This window comes from Macrococcoides bohemicum (assembly GCF_003259675.1).
GTDB lineage: Bacteria > Bacillota > Bacilli > Staphylococcales > Staphylococcaceae > Macrococcoides > Macrococcoides bohemicum.
The window spans coordinates 322,506-345,971 of record NZ_PZJG01000001.1 but is presented as its reverse complement, the minus strand read 5'-3'; the positions used below and the strand labels follow the sequence as shown (position 1 = coordinate 345,971).

Annotated in this window: 18 protein-coding genes and 1 pseudogene; 7 read left to right on the top strand and 12 right to left on the bottom strand. The window is 31.8% G+C overall.

Annotated features, from left to right (window positions below):
* Positions 1-219: 219 nt before the first annotated feature.
* Together BHX94_RS02495 and BHX94_RS02490 are read right to left on the bottom strand one after the other, a co-directional pair.
* The gene (locus BHX94_RS02495; protein ID WP_111744790.1) at positions 220-582 is read right to left on the bottom strand and encodes a hypothetical protein; all 363 of its coding nucleotides are present in this window, start codon (positions 580-582) and stop codon (positions 220-222) included.
* Positions 582-749, bottom strand: a pseudogene (locus tag BHX94_RS02490) (JAB domain-containing protein); the annotation flags it as partial. The gene BHX94_RS02495 and the pseudogene BHX94_RS02490, both read right to left, overlap by 1 nt.
* Before the next feature lie 168 nt (positions 750-917).
* Here BHX94_RS02490 and BHX94_RS02485 point away from each other — a divergent pair.
* From BHX94_RS02485 to BHX94_RS12780, 5 genes are all read left to right on the top strand, one after another.
* On the top strand, positions 918-2,162 hold the full coding sequence (locus BHX94_RS02485; protein WP_111744789.1) for a site-specific integrase: 1,245 nt from the start codon (positions 918-920) through the stop codon (positions 2,160-2,162).
* Positions 2,163-2,199: 37 nt separating this feature from the next.
* Positions 2,200-5,430 carry a hypothetical protein gene (locus tag BHX94_RS02480; RefSeq protein ID WP_111744788.1) on the top strand — a complete coding sequence of 1,077 codons (3,231 nt, stop codon included), beginning with the start codon at positions 2,200-2,202 and terminating at the stop codon, positions 5,428-5,430.
* Positions 5,431-5,432: 2 nt separating this feature from the next.
* Entirely contained in the window at positions 5,433-7,073 is a 1,641-nt protein-coding gene (locus BHX94_RS02475) for a site-specific integrase (protein WP_111744787.1), read from the top strand.
* 4 nt (positions 7,074-7,077) lie between these two features.
* Complete coding sequence (locus BHX94_RS02470) at positions 7,078-7,725, top strand: hypothetical protein (protein ID WP_111744786.1); 648 nt, start codon at positions 7,078-7,080, stop codon at positions 7,723-7,725.
* Positions 7,726-7,915: 190 nt separating this feature from the next.
* Positions 7,916-8,089 carry a hypothetical protein gene (locus tag BHX94_RS12780; protein WP_170120737.1) on the top strand — a complete coding sequence of 58 codons (174 nt, stop codon included), beginning with the start codon at positions 7,916-7,918 and terminating at the stop codon, positions 8,087-8,089.
* A 171-nt stretch (positions 8,090-8,260) separates the two neighbouring features.
* On the opposite strand, the gene BHX94_RS02465 is transcribed toward BHX94_RS12780, so the two are convergent.
* The 6 genes from BHX94_RS02465 to BHX94_RS02440 form a co-directional block, all read right to left on the bottom strand.
* Complete coding sequence (locus tag BHX94_RS02465; protein ID WP_111744785.1) at positions 8,261-8,821, bottom strand: recombinase family protein; 561 nt, start codon at positions 8,819-8,821, stop codon at positions 8,261-8,263.
* Between the two features lie 429 nt (positions 8,822-9,250).
* On the bottom strand, positions 9,251-10,054 hold the full coding sequence (locus BHX94_RS02460; protein WP_111744784.1) for a nucleotidyltransferase: 804 nt from the start codon (positions 10,052-10,054) through the stop codon (positions 9,251-9,253).
* A gap of 600 nt (positions 10,055-10,654) precedes the next feature.
* The gene (locus tag BHX94_RS02455; protein ID WP_111744783.1) at positions 10,655-11,461 is read right to left on the bottom strand and encodes a hypothetical protein; all 807 of its coding nucleotides are present in this window, start codon (positions 11,459-11,461) and stop codon (positions 10,655-10,657) included.
* Positions 11,462-11,515: 54 nt separating this feature from the next.
* Positions 11,516-12,658, bottom strand: coding sequence for a UvrD-helicase domain-containing protein (locus BHX94_RS02450; protein WP_111744782.1), 1,143 nt, complete (start codon positions 12,656-12,658; stop codon positions 11,516-11,518).
* Entirely contained in the window at positions 12,642-14,267 is a 1,626-nt protein-coding gene (locus tag BHX94_RS02445; RefSeq protein WP_111744781.1) for an ATP-dependent nuclease, read from the bottom strand. The genes BHX94_RS02450 and BHX94_RS02445 overlap by 17 nt, the downstream gene beginning before the upstream one ends.
* Positions 14,268-14,330: 63 nt before the next feature.
* Entirely contained in the window at positions 14,331-14,525 is a 195-nt protein-coding gene (locus BHX94_RS02440; protein ID WP_242446653.1) for a helix-turn-helix domain-containing protein, read from the bottom strand.
* Positions 14,526-14,627: 102 nt separating this feature from the next.
* On the opposite strand from BHX94_RS02440, the gene BHX94_RS02435 reads away from it, so the two are divergent.
* A complete protein-coding gene (locus BHX94_RS02435) occupies positions 14,628-14,864 on the top strand; it encodes a hypothetical protein (protein WP_111744779.1) in 237 nt (78 codons plus the stop codon).
* 71 nt (positions 14,865-14,935) lie between these two features.
* The gene (locus BHX94_RS12775; protein WP_111744778.1) at positions 14,936-15,154 is read left to right on the top strand and encodes a hypothetical protein; all 219 of its coding nucleotides are present in this window, start codon (positions 14,936-14,938) and stop codon (positions 15,152-15,154) included.
* A 545-nt stretch (positions 15,155-15,699) separates the two neighbouring features.
* Here the strand turns inward: BHX94_RS12775 and BHX94_RS02425 are convergent.
* From BHX94_RS02425 to BHX94_RS02410, 4 genes are all read right to left on the bottom strand, one after another.
* Positions 15,700-18,864 (bottom strand): type I restriction endonuclease subunit R, EcoR124 family, encoded by a 3,165-nt coding sequence (locus tag BHX94_RS02425; protein WP_111744777.1) that lies wholly within the window; start codon positions 18,862-18,864, stop codon positions 15,700-15,702.
* A 14-nt stretch (positions 18,865-18,878) separates the two neighbouring features.
* The gene (locus BHX94_RS02420; protein ID WP_111744776.1) at positions 18,879-20,069 is read right to left on the bottom strand and encodes a restriction endonuclease subunit S; all 1,191 of its coding nucleotides are present in this window, start codon (positions 20,067-20,069) and stop codon (positions 18,879-18,881) included.
* Entirely contained in the window at positions 20,062-22,812 is a 2,751-nt protein-coding gene (locus BHX94_RS02415; protein ID WP_111744775.1) for a type I restriction-modification system subunit M, read from the bottom strand. The genes BHX94_RS02420 and BHX94_RS02415 overlap by 8 nt, the downstream gene beginning before the upstream one ends.
* Positions 22,813-22,895: 83 nt before the next feature.
* Positions 22,896-23,108 (bottom strand): helix-turn-helix domain-containing protein, encoded by a 213-nt coding sequence (locus tag BHX94_RS02410; RefSeq protein ID WP_111744774.1) that lies wholly within the window; start codon positions 23,106-23,108, stop codon positions 22,896-22,898.
* Positions 23,109-23,466 lie beyond the last annotated feature (358 nt).

Sequence of the window (23,466 nt, the reverse complement as noted above, 5' to 3'; positions counted from 1 at the left end):
AATATCGTCGAAAAGATTATATCGCTATTTTTGATTTGTATGCAGGAGGAAAATATAAAATTGATGATAAATAAACATGCTGTCGTTTAACGTAGTTCATTGTATTTTCCTCCTTTCTTTATTAGTTGTTTTAATCATAAATTAATCTTCTGAAAATTTCAATAGTTCATACAAATAAATTTCGTTTTACGAACAAAATTAACAGTAAATTTACAAAATCTAATAATCTGCCTGATAGTATATATCATATTTCTTCCGGTCAACCTGTAACAAACGCTTTAAATCTTTATATAGCTGATCGATATATTCAAAGTAAATATAACCATAGTCGTAACTCCCAAAAAAAGGTCCATAATACACCGGTAATGCATTAGGTGCAACATTCGCATTCATTCGTATGGCATTGACCTTAAACAGGAGATTCGTCAGATCATCCTCTGCAATCTCAATACTACATGGATTATCCAGGTTATATTTGATATCAAAGTATCCGTGTAACGCGTTAAATTTTCTAAAATAAGAGAATTCAATCATTTCTTCAGTAGATTTATCTTTTAAGTAGATATACATATCCAGACCCATTATAATTGTCCCCTTTCTTTAATACTGACAAAAGTGCCATCTCCGATAATAATATGATCCAGTAAATCAATACCGACGAGTTCTCCGACACTTACGAGTCTTCGTGTCGCTTCAATATCTTCATAACTCGGTTCTGCACAACCTGATGGATGATTATGAATTGTTATAGGTATGCTTTTAGGCGTAAATTAATATAAGCCATATTTAAACCTTCTATCCATTGATGTTACTTTGTTTATTAATTTCGCCAAGTATAAAATTAAGAGGCTAAATCTAGTAATAAACATTATAAAAAGTTAGAATATAAGTAATATCATTTGAGGTAGGTCGATCATATGGAGTTAAGTGAAGCTTACAGGTTTATTGTAAAAGAGATTAAAGAGATTGGTAGTAATGACAATATAGTCTCGATAATGGTACATGACATAAGAACAAACGTTCAAGTGCCTCATCCGATTACAGAATTTATAACTGTAAAATATGCATACCATGGCAAATCACTAAATTCACAATTATTACCAGCAAGAATAGTATGCCGTTTTTTAAACTATATTCTAAAATCAATAGATAAAAAAGACAAGTTGTTCATGCAGCTATCATTTACGGGTTTAAAGAATCTGAATCTATATCATGGCAGCAATTATATTTCTCATCTAACAAGAAATGGTTTATCGAGGAACACAATTAAATTGTATGAAGGCGTACTCACTAACTTTTTTGTGTTTTTAAGCGAGAATAACTATATCAATGAAAAGATAGAAATTGAATTTAACTATTACAAAGATAGAAGAACGGTTAAATCGTTATTTGAAAAAAGTCATCTGCAAACTAAATATCCTTCTTCGAGAAAATCAAATACCATTTTAAAACTAAAAGATTTCGGTAAGAATCGTTACGAGCTTATAACTTTATTCATACAAGTCGCTAGAGCTGTTTCACCAGATATTGCACTTGGTATTTGTTTTCAATTTTATGGCGGGTTACGTAGGGGCGAAGTTGTAAACATTACTAAGTTAGATTTGGAGGTGATTCCAAATGAATCCATGATGGTTCATATAAAGGATAATAGACATATACTATTTCCACATTTAGAAGATACTTCAAACGAGTTTCCAAAAAGAACAAATTATCTTAGCCCTAGGCTCTGTAAACAAACGATAATGGATATACCTTTAGTTTGGGAAGTTTATTTTAAACATATGGATTACCTTCAAAATATGAAACCTAAAAATAAACAGGCACTATTTATAAACAAAGATGGCAATCCAATGTCTGGTAAGGTTTATGATCGAAGGTTCAATAAAGTGAAAAAACGTTTTTTGGAGGAATTATTAAAGCAAGGCAGATATGAAGATTACACATTATTAAGTGAAAGTTATTGGTCGACTCATATAGGTCGAGGAATTTACACTAATATACTGTTTGACATGAAACTTACACCTACACAAATAGCTATTGCTAGAGGTGATACTAATATTAATTCATCCATGGAGTATGTAGACGAAAAAACAACTATAAATGCAATTAAAGACAATTTACCTCGAATTACGAAGTTAAGTGAAAAATATTACCAAAACTAAATAAAGGAATAAGGTCACAGTTATAGGAGGGAAATAATTGGAAGATAACCTTATTGATCTGTCCTCATTTTATTACAACAAACGAAATATCCCTGTAACTAAGAATAAAGTAAAACTCCTTATTCAGGAGGGTCATCTTAATATTATCGAAATTAACAATGTAGCCTATTTTAATCGTGATGAAATAATGAAAATTGTTCAGATCGAAAAGGACTTATCGGAAAACTACTTAAGTACAGATAATTTTCTACAAATTGTTTGCAGATCGTCTAGTCCCTCCTCTTATAGGGAACGTTTGAACGAAATATTATCTAAATGTAATCAAGTATATAATATAAATACTGTTAACCACAGGAATTCATTATATTTCAATAAGTCCGATGTGGAAAAGTTTATTGATAATGTATATCACAAGGACGAACTTTTGCACAAATTAAACATCAATATTTATATCTACGAATCCATTGCACACACCGATAATATAAATATAATCAGAATATCAAAGAATACAGAATACATCCCTAAATCTGATTTAACCAAAGTAAAAGTTTTATCAAAAGATTTTTCTCCTGGCGAACGTAAAGCTAAATGGGTCAAAGGAACAACAATAATCAACAGTAGGATTTTTTCAAAATTAGTTAAGAAAAATGAAACTTTGTATAAACTCTGTCTTGAAAACGCCATTAAACACTTTAGAAATCGCGATAAACTTTTATATGTAGAGTATCATTCTCTGTCATCGTTCTACAGGAAACATCTAAATTTATCTAAGAACTATTATACTTTTACAGAGGTTAGAAAATTATTTGGTATGGCTAAAACTTCAATTACTATTTTGAAATCTACTTTTATCCCTAATTTATTTATAATGTGTGAAAGACTAGGTATTAAATATTTTAAAACAGATCAGCAACTTTTAGCGGAGAATATATATTTCAAGAAAGAGCATATCAATGAATTTTTAACTAATTATATTTCTAATAACGAAGTGGTTAATCAATGTAACATTACTTATCGTCAATTAAACTTTTTGGTCAATTATCACAACATTGAACAGATCGATTTGCACACAAGGTTAAAGTTGTATGACCGAAAAGAGATTGTAGAAATGTTTAACAAAGATGATACATGGCTGTACCTTGGGGAAAAGGAGAAATTCTATTCTCTAAAACAAACCTTACAGCTTTTAAAAATATCAAATAGTGAACTTACCACTATTAGAAAAGAAGCTAAACTGTCATTTTATAATTTCCACAACACAACCTATTACTACAAAGAAGAAATAAATAATTTATTAAAAATAAAACAGGATATTACAGAGAAGTATGTTCCCTCGTCTTTGGTTTCCGAAACACTTGGGGAACATTCCTTTAGATACTTTAAATACAGAAAGAAGCCAACGGGTATCGAAAGGTACGCTTTCAATAAAAACTCTCCAACATTCTTGCTTTTTCCTAAATCAGAGTACGAAAATTTATTACAACAGAAAGAACATCAAGAACTTTTAGATTCCATATCATATAGTGATCCACTTTCGGCTTTTTATGAACTACTAAAAATAAATCGCATTAAATTTCACGAAAACTCACCTATTACGCAACAATATTGGTTTAATTACTGCACAGATTCTATTCTATATAACAATAAAGCAAAAGAAACTGTGCCTTATTTTGTAAATACCTTAGTAAAATGCACTAATTTATTATCGGACTTTATTTTGGATTCGGAGCTACATCAAAAATCGAGCAATGAAATAAATCTTGGTTTACTAAATTCGAATATTCCTATTAGCCATCGAAATATTTTAATCCCTTTTATTAATAAGCTCTATTATGGATTAATTCAAGATAATATCAAAAGTTCATTTAGGATACAAAAAATTAGAAAGGCATTAACATCCAACGGATCTGCAGATCAAGACATGGATATATACGACTACTCTACTTTTAAGGAAGTTTACTCATATGTAAATAACCTTAGTCACAGGGAGCCAGCAATAGATGACGGTTTACTTAGAATCTCCCTTGCTACATCAAAGTTTTCTAATGAATATGCCTATTCTTGGCTTTATATATTATTACACCTAAGCAATGCTTGGAGACATAGAGATATATGTAACCTAAGAATGATTGACATTTCTTTTCTAAATATAAAGTCATTAGAAGAGTTTAGAAATAGAAATCTTGCCAACGATGAGGTAGATAAAATCGTTAATTTGCTTTTAACAAAGGAATACACCGTTTCTAAAACTAATGCTATCAATAATTTTTTTATATCTGATAACATAAAAGTCGCTGTTGCGAACGCCTATGTAATTTGTCATTTGATAAATCAACATTGCTATCCTACTTTAGATAACATTATTAATTTCAATAATAAAAAAAATAATTTTCTCGACACACAAAACAATAACTTTTTTAAAGGTTTTCCTAAAGAATTCAAATTTAAAAACAGAAAGATGAATAGAACATTGCTTACTATCATGTATACACTACTAAAAAAAGAAAAACATGGCGGTGCAGCACTTAAGATCGCTCAGCGACTTCGTTCGCATAAAAGCGAGGAATCAACCAATATGTATATTAAAATACCAGATGAAGATATTAATGAACTTTCCATAAATTTATTTAATCGTGGCATATTTGGTTACATACCAAAGATACTTAGTGAAATAGTTTATGGAAGTACAGGTGATCTGACAAAGGAAACAAACAATATTATAAAGTTAAAGTCAGTATTTAAGGATATTTATAATATTGAAGCCACCGCGGGTTTTTTAAATAGTGTAACCAAACAAAAAGAATCTATAATAGAATTATTTATTAGTAAAGGTTCAGTAAAAGCATTTGAAACCTTAAACAAGCTACAAAAGAACTTTTTGCCGGGTAAAGACGAGGGCTTTCAATGTATTGTCTCGGAAAATGGTTGTCTTAATACTGGTTTAGACTGTAAGAACTGCGTCTATGCTGTACCTAATTTTTATGCTACTGCTAACATAGTCTCCAGCGTTACAAACACACTAGGCCAGTTTAATAATAACTTCAATAACACTAATTTTGATGTTGAAAAGATAAAACAAGTAAATTTATTGTTTATGGAACTAGACATTTTAAACGATGCGGTTGATAAGTTTGGCGAAGATGTGGTATTAGGATTTTTTGAGGGAAGCAAACAAGGATATATAAGGTTACTAGAACTATTAAATGATATTGATTCGGAAAAACCTATACATGAATACGCGACTTATACACCCAAAGGAGTTGAGTGATCATGGGTGATAATACAATTGCAAAGGCTAATGTTTCATTTGATAACCCCTATCTAACCGAGTATGAAGTTACTTACACAACCAATATAATATCTGAACTTAAATCAAAAGGGATATTTTTATCGAATTCATTTTACGATGACATTTGGTTATTTTCACATGAGTATAGCCCAGGAAGGTCTATAAAACTAGATTTTGGAAAAATTGACAAAGATTTAAACAAAGACGATCAATTACTAATAAAATGTTGGATTGGTTCATTACTTGAGAAATACCGACCATCTACGTGTATCCACTATTTTCACCATTTTTGTATAGCAGTCAATATTACAAAGTTTTTCTCTTTAGATCGTATAAATCATTTTGTAGAATGGCTTCATGAAGATCATATCACCAATAATGAAAAGACGTACGTGTTATCTACTGTGTTTAGTTTTCTTGACTATAGTGAAATTTCTAATTCAAGTAAATATCTTGCTAAATTATACGATATACGTAACAAAATTAAATTTGTTAAAAATCCAATCCAATTACCTTCATCAAGATATATCCTATTATTCTCATATTATTTAGAGAAATACTTTGCTGACATCCAGAAAGATGAATTGCTTGATGATGAAGAAACTATAAGAAAGACAATCCTTTTCTATCCAATCTTAATTTGGTGGAATTTAACTACGATTATTCCGATTAGATCTACTGAATTTTGTTTAATAAAAAGGGATAGTATTTCTAAAGAAAGCAATAAATTTTTTGTAACACTAACCAGAATAAAGAAACCTTTAAACGATAGTGTTAATTATTATAATAAAATTGAAATAAATGAAAGTATGTACCACTTATTAAATAATTATATTGAACTTACAGAAGAATATGGAGAAAGTGAAACACTTATCTCTTATAGGTCTTTAATTTACGCCGACAACCCGGGACGTAGAGAATTACAAAAACGAGACCTCAATTCATTCAATAAAAATAATTTAGAAAAGTTACTTAAACGTTTTTACAAAGAAGTTATTAACGAGTATTACCATATTAACGTACCTGCCAATCAAAAATTAAGTCCAAATGATACTCGTCACATAGCTTTTGTTTCACTAATGATGCAAGGGATTTCACCTGTTGAAATAGCGCGCTTAGGTGGGCACAGAACAATAGCAGCACAGTATCATTACAGCTTTCACAAGGAATACTGGATTGATAACGAGGTATTTAAGTTAATTAAAAACTATAAAAATATATCGAATTTCGATAATAATATTAGATATATTCCGGAAAATGTTAAATTAAAAGCCTTTGAATCACCTACATCTAGTTTTAGGGGTGAATTAGAAATCGGCTATTGTAGCGACTCTCTTATCCGTTGCGAAGCAAAGGAATGTATGCTTTGTAGTCACTGGCGAATTGATTTAGATGATTTAAAAGTGAAACATGACCAGATAATCGAAAAGGTTAATAAAAATCAAGACAATCTAATGGAACTGATGAATTTCATTTATAAAATTCATACAAATACAGCTTTAAATATCATGACACCTGAACACCTAGAAAACGAGAAAGACCTAGAGCAAACACACCTAAATGTTAAGTCAGAACTCCAAAATTTATCAAAACTAATCCAAATCGAAAGGAGTATCTATTAATTATATGACTAAAAAAGGTCGAAAACCGATACTAACTGAAACTGAAGCTAAAGAAATAGTAAACAGTTACGTTCTGAAGCATGGTGTATCGAAAGAGATACAATATACTGATTTACATAAGTATTGCATTGAACTATATGAGAATCAAAAGATCCCTAAGCTGCCGTCAGAATCATTTTGGAGGAAAAAAGATCGTGCTGGCAGGAAATTAATAGATGAGGTAAACTCAGCCGTATCTCATAAACTTGAAAGACATGAAAAGAATTATGAGCTACAAAATTTATTAAACCTAATCGATAATAAAATCACAAATAAGGAACTAAAGACAACCCTTTTTAATGAATTAAAATCTAAGCAAAGGAAAATAGAACAACTCGAAAAAGAACTTAATGTAAAAGAAGAAAGTATCTTATCATTAAAGAAGTCACGTGAAGATTTGCAACAATTGAATAAACAACAACAAGATTTAATTTCACAAGTGTTTCATTATTTCCTAAAAAAGTCTTCGCAGGAAAATTTGGTTTTTTTTGATTCTGCTTTAAACAATATATTCTCAAAACCGTTAGATTACCTTACGTTATTAAGGAAGGAAAAAACTCAAAATCAAAATAATGTAGCTGACTTTTTTAAGAACAGACTGAATAATAATTAAGTTAATTTTTTTTCAAAAAGAATCAAATTTGCATTTTGATAACTAAAAACGTAAGATATTTCAATTTCTAACAGAGAAAATTGGATTTTCACTTAATAAAAGTTAAATATGACTGTTCAAAATTCAATTTTGCACTTTTGATAAATATGAACAATCGGCTTATTCTTATTCAAAGAAAGGAGGTTAAAATATGAATTTGCAGTGTTCATCATGTCGACAAGAAATTGGAAGTCAAGATCAAGTAACTTTAGATATTCTGCATACTGTTACACATGCGAATTGTGAGCCTACAAAATTATCACTCAGAGACACTGGTTCTTTTCAAGAACTACAAAACATATACTTCTTTTTAAACAGTTTATAACAACATAGACATGTAAAAATCACAACTTTTAAAAATTCCGTTTTTATGAGGTGTTTTTATCAGCTTAGTCAGTTGGATACAAACACCCCTTAAATACGGATTCAAGCCTTGTTACAACGAAACACCCCCCTTCAGATAAAAAGTCAAAAGGGTAAAACATTGCGACTTTTTTTATTCAACCACCTGTAGTTTCTTTTTTGCTCGAAATAGCGTACTTTTGGATATTCCTGTCAATGCTTCTACTTGTTTATAGGATTTGGTTTCGAGTAGTTTTAGAGCGTGCTCCACTTGCTCTTTACCATATTTATTTGGTCGACCTTCTCTAAAATTAGGATTCTGTTTCGCTATTGCTTTTCCTTCCTGGGTACGTTCCACAATCATATCCCTTTCAAATTCCGCAAAAGCTAACATAACGCTTAATATCAGTCGTCCTGTTGGAGTATCTTCAACTAGCCCCATATTTAATACGTGTACTTTAACGCCTTTTTCAAATAATTCTTTTATAACGTTTATTCCATCTGATGTTGTTCTAGCAAAACGGTCTAGCTTTGTAACGGCTAATGTATCACCCTCTTTTAACACTTCCAGTAATTCATTAAAATTTGGCCTATCTCTTTTTGTTCCCGTAAATTTATCTTTATATATTTTGTCGCAACCTTCACGCTCTAATTGATGTATTTGTGCAGCTAGATCTTGATGTAATGTTGACACCCTTGCATATCCATATTTCATATGAAAAACCCCTACATTTATGACCCTAAGTTATGACACCTATGTATGCCTTTATTCTATTGGTCTAGCGCAACGGTGTCAATACTTGTGAGTTATGAGAATTTCACAACAAAAAAATAAGCCGATTATAGTCGACTTTAGTTTTTAATAAAGCACCAGATAGTACAATAAGACATTTAGCCCTTCATCCTCCCCCACCGACTAAAATAACAAACCCAAGTACTTTATAAAGTACCGTTTGAAACGTTTCATTATAAACTGTGATGCTCATAAAAAAACTACCTATAAATATAATTAGAATACTTAAAATCGAATTAATTATTTTCAAAAAAACACCACCTACAAACTGCATTTTTCTAAATTTAAGCACCCCGTTAATTGAAAAAAGTTCACTGCTAATAAACAGTGAACTTTTTATACTTAATTTATTTATTCATTGAGGTAGCTATAAAGCTTACTAATTAGACCTTTATCTACATCAACCATATAAAGGGAACAGAACATTTCATTCATTACTTCAACTATATTCAGCGCATTCTTATAAGCAGTTTTTATCTCATTTTCATTTAATTTTGAGGTTATTGATACATAATCTTTATACGACTCTGCACTTATATCTTCTTCTAAATTTTTTGTACTGTTTAACCATCGTTCAACCGTATTTTCCTTAATCCTTATCAATTGTAATATATACTTTTGCACTTGAGTTAAAGCCTCTAGAGAACGCGCTAACTCTCCTCTTCTCATCACGTTTACACCCGTCAACCAAGCATTCACGAAGTTATTAAAAGCGAAGTTAACATTCTCAACTGTCATTCGGTTTGGTCCAGCACCACTTAAATCATCTAGTAAAGGCTTTAATTGCTCTGTAGAATCATAAATATACATAGAATCAGGATCCGGAAAAACTCCAGTAGGCTTAAAACTTTTTATGACTTCTATTTTTGATATTGGAAGAAAATGAAATTCTCCACGAATCAAATTTGAAAAAATCACTACCTCTGTTCCATACTCATTGTAAAAGATTAAGTCAACTGGATAAACCTTAGAAATCCAGTGTCTTGAACTAAATTTCTCCATCTTATCATCTTCAATGAATATATAAAACTCAACATCAGAATACTGATCGCCTTCACCTTTTGTGAAAGATCCATACATCATACACGCTGAAACCGATTCATCTTCAATACATTTATTTCTAACACTTTGAATTATTTTATTTTGAATTAGCATATTCCAATCTCCTTATCTAATAATTTCTTTTTCAGATAAGGGATTGATCAACTACTGGACAGCATGAGCAACACATACATAATGCTCCTTCCATTCTTAATCATTATGAGTATAACATAATATATTTCTAATTCAACCTTTTCTTTCCATACAACGTAATAGTAAAGCAGGGATTTATTTAATATAACCATTGATTAGTTATGCCATTAAACTGCCCGTTTGTTTAAGTGCACTACTTCACAATATCCATTTACCTTACTAAGTGTTGCTTAACAATCTCGTCTGATTGTTAAGACAGTTCTTATTGAGAATCAATCAAACTGTACAACAAGTATAAAATTTATAATTCAATATACGTATGGCTTTTTAACTTTAATCATTCAGAAATTCTGAGGTGGTAATCACCATTCATTTACTGGTACATTACTTGTTATTCAGTGGTAAAAAGTATGTCAGCCTTGGTATATTTCATTGGCTGTAATCATTTTGTATATAAAAGCCCAGCAAAATACTGCCCAATAATAAATTGATACATTTTTAAACAATCGTTTCTGTACATTCTTATAGTAGCATTTACACATTTACATCAATCTTTTTTTTTTAGTTATTACTCTCCGTTTTATAATCATCGTATCTCCTCATCACTTCTAAAATTGATATTTGTAAGATGTTTAATCTGAACATACTATCATTTTCGCTAGATAATCCAGGGTGTGAGCCTTGAGGATGTAATCTCTTCCAAAATGTTTCAAAGTAACCTGTACCATTACCTAGCCATTCATTTAACTCTGGATAAAACAGTTTCGGTGAACTTTGTGATAGCACTGTTCTAGCCTCATGACTTGTCCTATATTTATTACCTGTTACATCTTCGGCTAATTTGGATAATATTTCTTCAACAAAAGTTCTAATTTGACTATTACAAGCAGCCCATTCTCCTCTTGTAAAAGCATTTACCGCCTGAGTATAATGCCCCTTAGCTGTACTTAAATTATATTTGTCTAGTAGTTTCAATAACAAACTTTCATTTTCAACATAATTAATTGTTGAATCCACCATTCTAACTAATTGTCCATCTCTAATTTCAATTCCATCTTTAAGAAGCAACCTTTTTAATTTAGGATAACCATTAAACTCCCCTGATTCTCGATCGTAATAATATTCGTTCTCGATGTAAAATCCTAAAATTTCTTCAACCATTTCATAAGCCATATTTCCACCTAAAATACCTTTTGAATCAGGGTTGTCTATTAAATATCTTGCAGCTGCCAATGCCTTATTTTCTTTATTTGATGCAGATATAGTATATTCTTCAATGCCGTATTTAAAAAAGAATTTATCTAAAGCAGAGTGAGATTGATTGCTGAATAATGAAAAAACATCGACTAACGTTGCCCTTGAAAACATTATATTTCTCCTCTTTATACGTAATTTACTTTAAAGTACCTAAAAGCCTAATTATTAAATATTTATATCATTTGTCGCATTAAATCTTGACAACCGAAGTTCTTTATCTCCTACCTTTATAAATTCACTGGTAAAGTATTCGTTTTCAATTAACTTATCAACTATAAAAGTTAGACTATATCTTGATCGGGTAACACCCACAAAATATTTGTAAGGACTACTTAACTTATTTGATGGACTTTTTAAAAATTTTGTTAAAGGACCATTCGGGAATATAATTACTCTATCCATAGTCATCCCTTTACTAACGCCGAAATTTAATGCTGAATAACCACGTGTATCTGTTCTCTTGTCAAACCTTAAAACAGTTGGCTTAAAATATTTAATATAATTTTCTGCATCCTCCTTTACGATTTGATAGACTCCCAGATGATCACATGAAGCTGTTTTTACACTTGTAATTGGATCCCTTGGATAAACTAGGTTTGCAAAATCGGCAATGTCCTGTATAAACCTTTTAGATTTATTGCTTTTAACAATCTCTAAATCATGTGAATCCTTAAGTGTTTCAAGGTATTCAAAAATATATTCCCCGCTTTTTCTCTTATTCGCTTTTGCGTTATGTGTTTTCAAAGTAGATTGCTTATAATCACCGACACAATATATTCTAATTGACGATTTTAGCAGTAGCTCTAATAAATCAATATCTCTTCCTGTTAAGTCTTGTAACTCATCTATGTAGATACAAGAGTAAATCTCTTCTAATCTTTTTATTACAGAGCCATTTGAGATTTCATTTAAATAAACTGCAAACTCAGAAGCATTATTAGCTTTGACATCATAATTACCGTTAACAAAGTATGGTAAAGTATTTTTTTTCGAGAAATCTTTTTTACCGTACATATTCGAAAAGTCAAATGACTTTATTTTATTTATACTCTTCAAAAAATAGCTTTGATACGGTCTTATTAAATCTTTTAAAAGAAACTGGAACCAAGAATGTATTTTTATATGTTGGTCAATCACTCCAAAGTTTTGCTTCTCGTATTCTCTTTTTAAAGATTGTACTCCTTTATTTGTATAAGAAACCATCAGCACTCTTTTATTGTCAACCAAAGTACTTCGTGCATCTTGGCAAATTCCCCACGTTTTACCCGAACCCGCACATGCCATTATAATTTTATTTTTTGATTGCATTGATGATGTATTCGGGATATTCTACTGTACCGGAATAGTCGAATACCCTTAACCCCCATTCTGCCTTGTTATTCTCCATAAATTTAATAACTTTTTCCTTGGATTTATTTTTCATAGAACCACTTTTAGATATAGCCATTTCAAAGTTTGAAAGAGTTCCTTCATTTTTTGCATTAGCTTGATACATACTCGGTTCTAAACTATACAAGGATTCATCTTTTTCATGAAATATTTTTATAAAGTCATAATGGTCGGTATACTCTTTATATTTTTCATTGATATTTTCGTCAATACTACCATCATTATCAGTTACTATTGCAATATCCTTGGTTACTAGAACAGCTAAATCGCAGTAACGTTTAAATGCAAGTGAATCAACGGAAATAACATCGGTCCCGTCCTCAATAGGCAGTTTATCATACATATCAAGGTACGCTTTCTGAATTATCAACTCTTCTGTAGGTCCTTCAACCAAAATAACCTTATGAGCAAGTAAAAATCTTAAGGTATTATATCCTGGCAATTTCATAAAGAAATCCATTGTCTCTGTATTTACCTCATTTAAAGAATTTATATGCCCTTCATGCAAAAGAATAATATTTTCAAGTCCAATTTTATTAGCTACAAAACTACTATGTGTAGAAATAAAAACTTGCTTAGACTTATCACTTTTTATTTTTGATATTAATTTTGACATATTACTGAATGATAAATTATTTTCAGGTTCTTCAAATAAAATAAAATTTGATTTTTGTGATTCTTCGTTTAATACTAATTCCATTTTGATAAGATTTTGACTTCCGAACCCAATATCTTCAAAAGGAATTTCTTCAATATCCATAGAGACTTCACTTTTCCAAGCATCCAATACCTCATCTTTTATACCGAATTTTATTTTTTTATTGTCTAATCGGACATTTTTTTCTATTCTCTCGTTTAAACTAACTACGCTTTCATTAGTATTAAATTCAAATTTCATTTTACGATAACTTCTTGCTAAACTAGTTTTTTCTTCATCAGTTAAATGTTCAGCCACACTTAAGTTAACAAATTTATTTACCGAATTACTGTAATCTTTTTTTGTAGTGTCCAATAAAGATGTTTTAAACGGTAAAGTTCTAAAAATAACTGGATCTCCCGAAAAGTACGTCCAGTTTACCTCATAAAATTCCACTGGGATATCATATATTTGCTCTGCTTCTAACATCTCTTTAAATGCATCAGCATATATAGGATTAAAATTAACTGACATTTGAATTCCGGGACAATCCTCACCTAATAAATTGTTAGTTCCTTTAAGGTCCGAATCAGTTTTCTCATTATCGAAATAAACTTCAATAATTATTTTTGGAAGTTCTTCAATATCTTTTTTTTGTTCAAGTAATTGTTTAAATTCCTTTCTAACTTGAAAATTAAAAAAAGATACCTTGAGTTGACGATCAAATGAATAATTATTAAGTTTACCACTTAATACTATTTGAAGTATCTCTAATAAAGTGCTTTTTCCCGAACCGTTATTTCCCACAAAAATGTTATACCCCTGATTTACATTGAACCCCACATCTCTAAATAATTTATAATTCCGAATAAGAATTTTTTTTATTCTCATTGATACACCACCTCATTATCACACCGATTTTATGTAGTTACATTTTTTAAATATGGATTAGTTTTATTCTGGATATATATCTTTCAATCGTACATTCAGCTTGTCTTTAATTTTAATAAGATTTAGAACCGTTATATTTCTTTCTCCCCTTTCCACGGCACCTATATATGTTCTATGCAAATCACATTCAAATGCTAGTTCCTCTTGTGACCAACCCTTTTTAAGTCTATATTTCCTGATGTTATCTCCAATTGTCATTAAGATTCGTTTTTGATTTTTATTAGTCTTCATATCTTAATTCTGTTAAAATGATGACTATAAATCGACAGACTATAAGTAGCATTTAAAGGGATACTTATCATGGATAAAAAAATGAAAGATTTGATTGAAAAGGCTGAAATTCCAGCTATTTTAAAAGACTATTTTCTAAGAAGTAATCACGTTCATCTCTATCTTAATGAACCCTTGTTAAATGAATTTGAAGAGTCTTACATAGAGTACGATTCCCTGTACGAATTTGATGATGCAGAATTTTGTTCGTATGTCATTGTTGGAATTAAAAAACAAGATAAGCACGAATACTTCTACTTCTATTAAAAAAAGTTCTTGATAACAATTTAATAGTAATCTCCAAGTCACCAACAACTGATTATGAAAAGTTAAATAAATTGGAAAAGAACCTAATACCAGAAGATGAAATTTTAATCACTTTGAAAAACCTTTTAATTACAATACAGGATTTTAATTCGAAAAAAGAGCTAAGTAGATTGCTCCGGGCTTATAAGCTAGCTGGTGAACTAGAAATTCTTTTTACTCTATATCCAGACAGCGACCTCAAAGAGGAATTTGAAGAGATTTTCACCAATTTATTAATCGCAAGTTTTTAATATTTTGTTTCTGTATCGCTTTGAAATAAGTCGCGAAACTGTGCTCCTTGGATTTTTATCTAGAGGGGTTTTATTGTAAAAGAACTTAATTAAGTGTTTAGTTTAAATTGAGTTATTTATAAATAATGAGTATTGCAGACAATTGAGCCAGTAAGTGTGGAGCTAGGAGCCATTGGTAATAAAGCAAGACAGCTATTGGATACTTAAATACCTTCAATAGCTGTTGATTTATCTTAAAAAGTATATCGCATCTAGTTGTCTATCAATAAATCTCCAAGGATTCAGTGAACAAGCTCCATCGTGGTCTAATTCCCCTTCATCCATCCAAATACATGGAGGTAATAGTTTTGCTTATACGTTCCTCATTATGTAATCAGGTTTCAAACTTTCTAAAAACTCCATGTTATATAGACCTAATTACAGCTTGAATTAAAAAATGGTTCCCATCAGATTAGTCAGTAGCTATATTAATATTAACCTACTGATTAATCCATCTAAACTTACATTCAACCGTTCATTCTTCTAACGCAAGCCAGCTATTAAAGTTAGAGCATTCTGTGCAAATATTCTTCCAAATCAAATCCATCTTCTAGAATGAAATCTTGTAGGGTGTTACTTGTAATTCGGTTCACTTCAAATATCTTGAGTTTTTTATCCAATACTTTTTCTAAATAATCTTTTGCAACTTTGATATCCGCTGTATCTTTCAATTTGGTAAATCTGCCAAATTCGTTTATATTTCTTTTAGTAATGTTCAAATTCATCATGTTTCGTAGTTGCTCTCCATCAATACCAAAAGCATTGACAATCTGTGTGATGTTTCTACTTTCTGACCGTTCTTGATATTCGTTGATATAGTCTGTGAAGTCTTTATCCCCTTGAACAACAAGTGTACCAGTTTCTAGATCGTTAATGACCATATTTGCATAAGCTTGTTTTTCTCTGGGTAAGTTTGCAAAGCTTCGGTGTAAGTCATTCTTAATTCTTCTTTGCTCATTTGTGTCACCCTCATTTAAACTTACAACCAGCCTATCAAAATTATTATTAATGTAATTATGGTCAATTCGCTTTTCATCTTTTTGTATCAATCTATAATTAATATCAAAAGATACTTCATCTGGATTATCTCCACCATCGCCTCTCTGGACCAATTCTTTGTATCTCAAAAGCCACACATTATACATCTCTTCGGTGAAGATAACTTTAATTTCCTTTTTTGGTTCATTAGTTCTTAGTTCCGCAAAATAGGTATCATTGTCCCAAGCAAAACCTTGAATTAGAGCAGCCTCCAAATGAGAGTTAAATAAATTGAATAATTGAGCAAACTTTCCGCGAGAATCCTTATCATCTGGCAGACGTTCAAAGTTATCAATATCATCGAGACTGAATACTGAGGTTATGTCCTCAGTAACACTATTCATACTTGCTAAGTTTCCGCCTAATTTATCGACAAATAAACTAAGCTTACGACCACCTGAATAAGATTCTACTGCTCTTTCTATATTCTCATTCATTGTATGTATCATTCTATAGTAACGAATAGAACCGAATGGTTTTGTATCCCCGTTTAAACGATTTGTGCGAGAAAATGCCTGAATGATATTCGCATATTCCATTGTCTTATCTAAGTACAATGTATTAATCCACTTAGAATCGTAACCAGTTAGCAATTGATTAACAACAACAACTATGTGTATCTTTTCTTCTTCTTTCAATCTTCTATAAGCACCCTTATGTGCCAACCTTTGAGATAAGTCTTGTTTAAATAGTGCATGTGTAGGTATGTTAAAATTCTGGTCAAACATCTCGTTATAGTCACTGATAACTTCAGCCAATCCATCTTCTTTGAATATTGAACCCTCTGATTCGTCTAGATTTTTGTCAAATAATGCAGTTACCTTGATACCTTTTGAGTTATTTTTCAGTAAACGATAATATTCAATCGCCTCTGGTATTGATTGGGTTGCCAATAAAGCTGAATACTCACTGCCTTTACTTAAGTAATCCCAATTATTTAAGATATCTTCGACAACTTTTTCTCTATGTTCATTGTTATTAAAATCATCATTATAAAGGTAGTCTGTTTCAATACCTTCAAAGTACTTACCTGTATCCTCATCACGGTAGCCTACCATACCGACTTTTGTTGAATCCATATAATGTTCATAAACTTCTCTTTTTTTAGGATCTTTATAAACATCGGCTACAGATTTTGATTTAGCTTTTGTTAAGGCGACCTCTTTACGCAACTCATCATAGTCAATAGTCTCTAGTTGTGTGACATCAAATCCCAATACGTTCCCATCGCGAATTCCGTCTCTCAAATCATAGCGATGCAATTCATCTCCAAATATCGTTGCAGTTGTGCTATCTTTTCTCATATTTTCTTCATGAATAGGTGTTCCCGTAAATCCAAAGAAAATAGCGTCCGGCAACGTTTTCTTGATAATTATGAGCATGTCACCGAATGTTGATCGGTGAGCTTCATCTACAATAATCACCACTCGTTTTTCACGTATTTTATCAAGGTCGGCTTGTCCAGTTTCGTCATCGTTAATTCTGGACATCTTCTGAATGGATGTGACAATTAATGTGTCCGAAGTTTTGTCACTTTTGAGCTTTAAAAGTAAATCATTTGTACTTTTAGTACCTTGAATGTCTTCAGTAAAATCAGCAAAACCTCTAAATTCGGCTAATGACTGTGTTCCCAGCTCGATTCGGTCCATTAAGAATATTACTTTGTTAGAGACGCCATAAGAAGTTATTAGCTCTGCTGCTTTAAAACTTGTCAGTGTCTTTCCGGACCCCGTTGTATGCCAAATGTACCCACCAAGTTGATGTTGTTCATGCCAATTAATTTTTTGAATACGGTCAAATATTTTTTTCGCTGCGTTAATTTGATAACTGCGTAATACTTTCAGTGTATTTTCTGCTTTATCGGCAACAGTATAATAGCCAATTAATTGATGTGCCATAGGAATGGACAAAAATAAATCTGCTGCTCTCTTCCAGTCATTTATCGGTTTATTATAAAAATCTGCCCACTCAAAAATATAATTCTCATTGATTTGGGAGGTTGGTTCATTTCCTGGACTCGCAAAATAACGCATTTCTTCAGGGGTCATCACAACAAACACTTGAACAAGCGAGTATAATCCATCCGCAAATACACCATTATGAATGTAACGCTGAACCTGATTTTTTGCATTACTAACTGGAGTACCACTCCGTTTTAGTTCCACATGAATGACAGGTAATCCGTTAATAAGCAACATAAAATCCCCACGGAAATCGCCTTTAATATTATCTTTTCCCTTGAAACTCGGTTGCTTTGCAATCTGATAATTACTGTCACCACCCGCAATTTCTTTGCGATTAAAGAGCTTCAAACTAATTTCTTTTCCAAAATGTGATTTGTCGTCTGGGTTCTCCCGCTTAATGGTAACAGAAGAACCATTGATGAAATCATTTTTAAGCAAGGGACTTTTAAGACTATTAATTTGATTAATGAGCTGATTGATCTCTGCATCATTCAAGGGCACACCATTTAATCGGTCGGTTTCATTATTAATGTTAAACAAAATACGTGCCCAATTATCAATAAGGTCTTGTTCGGAAGGGTTTCTGAGAACCCCGCCACCCCAACCTTTTTGAGTAACGAGTAAATTGGTTAAAGCTTCTTCAAATTCACGTTCTGTTTTGAATGTCATTTAAACCCTCCTTTCTAAATAAACATCTTATTGAGCATGGCTTGTTTAATTTGGTTAAGTTTGTTGAGTTTAGCTTGTTTTGAGAAGATGTTTTTATCTAGTTTATTAAAATATTCGCCGATTTTTTCTTGTTCTTGTAGATTAGCTACTGGGATATTGAACTTTTCTGTAAAATCTCTAATTACATGAGGGATATTAGGCGTTCTGAAGTTTTGAAAAATATTATGCCTTTCCCTATTCAAATACTGGTAAATGAATTCAGGATAATTAGTATCTTTCACGGTAAATGCTTTCAAAGTAGATCCTAAAACACCTTCGAAGTTAAAGTAGACTTTTCCAGCATTTGAACCATCCCATATTATGAGTATCTCATCTCTTGATACATTTTTCTCTCCATTTGATAAGAATGGAGTACCTCCATTTAATCTATCCGCATCTAAATACTCATTATTTCCTTCAGATAAATCATCTAACTTGGCACTACCCTTGAACTCAGCATCAAGTAATTCTTTAAGTTTTACTTGATCCCACTCCCCCTCAAATCCTTCAAATCTCACTTTAGGTACCTTCTCGCCTTCTTCAGGAAACATTTTTTGTAACATGGCTTGTTTAAATTGGTTAAGTTTTTTAATTTCTTGCTGATGAAAAGCGATAGTACTACTTAACTGTTTGAAAAGATTACTTATTGCAACCTGTTCCACATGAGAGGGTTCCAAAACGACAACACTATTCAAGGCAGATTGGCCTACGTTATAACGAGTACTTCCACCTGCTTTTCTTTCAATTTGTTTACGTTTCTTTCCATTTATTGACAGCTCAGTAAATAAAGGATCGTAATCACTTTTTTTCTTTCCACGGATAGAAAAACCACTAAATAAAGCAGGTTCATTATCTAAATATGCTTTTACCCATCCTACCTCATCAACAACCTCAGATGAACGAACGAAAACTAAATCACCTTTTTCTACTTTGTGCCTATTTTCTGTTTTACTATCTACTTCAACTGCATTTCGAATGCTATCGTATGTTATAGGTTCATCAGCAAGGATATCCATGACACTAATCATTTTTCTTCCTTTGCCATAATTCTCTTTTGGAGCATTTATTCCATTAGAAAAATCCATCATCTCCGATAAATTATGCTCTTTCCACTCTTTTTCAAACCCCTTAAATCTAACTTTAGGTACCACTCTCCCTTCACTCATTCACTTCACCGCCTAATAGTGCTTGAATTGAACGAATGCCTTCCATGTCAGACTCACTACCTGTCAATAGGTCCATCATTCTTACTAATTCTTGATTTGAGTCTTTAATATCACTTTGAATTTCTTCCATTGTTTTAGCATATTTGTTATGCAAGGCAACCAACTCTGTTTCTAGGACCTTAAAGAGTTCATCCACCAAACCGTAAATACCTTCACTAATTGGTTTTACCCATTTATAGTGGAGCATTTCTTTTACTTGTTCATCTGTTAAGTTTTTAATCGTTTCTTCTGTTAATTTATTTAACTGTCCTTCTAATTCTTTACCAGTCTTTTTAATTTCTTTTTCTTCATCCATGAGTGCAGTTGCTCGGGAAAGTTTTGCACCAAATGAATCCTCAGGGAATTCATAAGTTTGTTGTAAGAGTCCTTCGTAGTCACGTAATCCCTTAACAGAAGGTGTCCCATCTTTCTTTAGTGCCATCTCATCCCATTCAATTTCAGTATGCATTTCCATGAACTCTAAACGTTCATTTTTGCCACTAAGTTCTTTAAAATCTGATAAAGTTTCAAGTTCAGGAAGGTATACCTCTTCAAATTCTAAGTTTAGTGCATCTTTTGTACCTTGCACAGTAAATTTGTCATTTGTTTTATTTAACACGTTGTATTCGCCATCTTCTTCGGATAATGATTCAATGATTTCTGTTATTTCTTTTTGAATCTCAGTTTCTCGATTGTTCGTTTCATTGAGTTTGTCCGTTTCTTCTTTCAAGAGTGTTGTTTGAATGAGCTCAAAAGGAATGATGCGCCCTTTGATACCTTCTTGGACTTCTTCACCATTTTTAACGACTATGTTCGGCTCGATGCTTCGAACTGCTTCCGATAAAGAACTGCTTTGAATGACCTCAATATCATTTGAGATGTCTTCCCATACGGAATCTAGGATTTGGTAAGCTTTGTATCGATCTATTAATGGAATATTGTCATAGCATTTGAATAGCTTCTCAATGACCTGTTCTCTAGTATGTAAAGAATGTACTGTTTCCACCTTATCAATCAGTGTTTCTTTTAAATAATCCATAAACTCTTTAAAAACTTCTTTATATTTCACTTTGAAAGACTTAATACTGTCGCTTTCTACAATTAATTCATGAACGTTATTTGATTTCAGTTCAACATAGTCATCATTTAACTCTTTGAATAGTTCATCGTATAATTGTGGCATGACCTTGAACGCTTCTTTGAACTGATTTAATTCAGATTTGGGAATGCCGCCATTTATTGTTGCGTAGATGTCCCATTTTTCTGCTTCGTCACTGGAATCAACATATCTAGGAATGTGTAAGTTGTACTCATTCTTTCGAATATCTTCTAAAGATGCTAAATATGAGTAGTTCACAACTTCTTTTCTATCAATGACTGTATCTGATATGCGTTTAATATCTGAGGCACGCAAACGGTTTTTATTCCCGTCCTTTTCAAATCCTTTTGACGCGTCGACGAATAGAACTTCAGTATCATCCTTCTCTTTCTTTAGTATAAGTACTGTTGTTGGAATTCCAGTACCAAAGAAGATATTTTCTGGCAAACCTATAACTGCGTCAATATTATTTCTCTCTATTAGTTGTTCACGGATTCGCCCTTCTTCTCCACCACGGAATAAAACACCATGCGGTAAAACAATAGTCATGATCCCATCTGGTCTTAAGTGATATAGCCCATGTAGTAAGAATGCATAATCCGCCTTACTCTTTGGTGCAAGTCCATAACCAGCAAAGCGTGGGTCATGCTCTTTTCCTTCCCAGTCCCACTTTTGTGAATAAGGCGGGTTAGATACAACCGCGTCTACAAATACAGGAGTATAAGTTCCTTCTGGATCGCTATCATCAAAATATGGGAAGTCATCCTCTAAAGAGTCTCCATTACGAGTGATAATATTTGAAGGAAGTACATCCCGCATAATGAGATTCATACGTGTTAGGATTTCTGTTGAACTCACATACTCTTGTGCGTAATATTTAACGTTATTATCTGATTCTTGGTGTAATTCGTAGGCTTGTCCAATTGTTAATAATAGTGAACCAGAACCACTTGTCGGGTCATATACTTCTAATGTTTCCCTATCTTTCACGTGGTCAGAGACGACGTTACTCATAAATTGTGAAACTTCATGTGGTGTATAAAATTCCCCAGCAGACTTACCAGCACCTGCTGCGAAACGACTGATTAGGTATTCATAGATATAACCTAAAACATCATATTTGTCATTTTGAGTTGGGATGTCTTGAATTAATTCTACTAATGAACGAACTTGTTTTGTACGTTGTTTCGTCGTACTCCCTAAGTTTGATAATCCAGTTTCCAAAGTTCTAAAGATTCCTCCAAAAACTTTTCGATGCTGTGGGTTGCTACTTATATTTCTTTGAAACGCAGAAAGAGCAGTCATCACATCATCTACAGTGAAACGACTACCAAGCGCTGTCCAATTTTGAAATAAGTCATTAGGTGCAATAAAATATCCAATTTCATCACGGATGTAGTCAACTTCTTCTGTGCTCTCTTCGGTTATGTTTTTGATATCTTCGTCTTCATATCCCTCTTTGATGAGGAAATCATATTCATTATCCGATAAAAATTTATAAAAGATGAAACCTAAAATGTAATCTTTATATTCAGATGCTTCCATTGAACCACGTAAATCATCTGCTATCATCCATATACGTGAAGCTAATTCTTGTTTATTCATTCTGACAACCTCATTTCCTTTTTAACAATCCAAAAACATTATTATGAATTTTTCTAAACACAGTATCATTTACAGTAAGAACATTATTTATTTGACTTTTCCACAAATGTGAATATATCATTCGGCGTGCAATTCAAAGACATACAGATTTTTTCAATACTTCGCAAGGATATGTACTGGTCTTTACTAAGTTTTGCGATTATGTTCGTAGACAGACCCGCCAACTTGATTAAATCTGTCCGTTTCAACTCTTTGTCGACAAGCAGTTTCCATAATGGCTTATAGCTTACAGACATCAGTCGTCACCTCATTCATTATGATTTTTATAATATATGTGCGTATCCTTAACGTTTATATTATATTGCCATTATAACAATCTTAAACGAATAGACAAAGAATAATTGAGTTATTGTGATGTTTTATAACATTATTGTGAGGGGTTCAAAGATTATACCAATCATATATTAAGAATATACGACATCGATTTTCCCTTTGTCGTGCTCTAGAAAAATGATTTAAGAAAGTCTACGATTTGGAATATATGCTATGCTCCAATGTGTTTGATTCAGAATGAGATAAAATCAGATTTCCTGAATACGGTTACTCATCAATCTTGTAAGTCGGAACCAAATATAATTAAAGACTCTATAGAGC